This is a genomic window from Curtobacterium sp. MCBA15_008 (assembly GCF_001865065.1).
Taxonomy (GTDB): Bacteria; Actinomycetota; Actinomycetes; order Actinomycetales; family Microbacteriaceae; genus Curtobacterium.
The window spans coordinates 1-449 of sequence record NZ_MJGN01000073.1 but is presented as its reverse complement, the minus strand read 5'-3'; the positions used below and the strand labels follow the sequence as shown (position 1 = coordinate 449).

Genomic DNA, 449 nt, shown 5'->3' with positions numbered 1-449 from the left:
GAAGTAATGGGTTTTGACGCCAGCATCTCCCGCGATCCGACGGAAGATGAGCTCAAAGCTATGGAGTCCTTGCTGGAGCAGGCCATGGATGACGGCTATGCCGGCTTCTCCACCGATGCCCTGCCGTTCCATTACCTGGCCAACCAGCCCAATACCCGTAAGACCATACCCACGCAGTTCGCCAAATACCCGGAAATCAAACGGCTGACGGACGTGGTGCGGCGCAAGGGTGGTGTCTGGTAGGCCACGCCACCGAAAGACAGCACCATGGGCACCATCAAGACCTTTCTGCTCAGTTGTGGCCTACTCCACGGCAAACCACTCAGAACAACGGTGGTGGCTGCCCTGGATGTGCAAAGCAACCGCAAGATCGTGCGGCTGGCGAGGTTGCTGGCCCGGGTTCTCAATTCCCGTCTTTTGCGGGGTGACTTCCACCTGCAGGCCCTGGC

Annotated in this window: 2 protein-coding genes; both read left to right on the top strand. The window is 59.2% G+C overall.

Annotation, left to right across the window (positions count from 1 at the left end; translation table 11 throughout):
* A partial coding sequence (locus BIU96_RS20150; RefSeq protein ID WP_217642297.1) for a hypothetical protein occupies positions 1 to 243 on the top strand: 243 nt, incomplete at its 5' end.
* Between the two features lie 24 nt (positions 244 to 267).
* The coding region (locus tag BIU96_RS20145) for a hypothetical protein (protein ID WP_217642296.1) at positions 268 to 449 on the top strand (182 nt) is incomplete at its 3' end.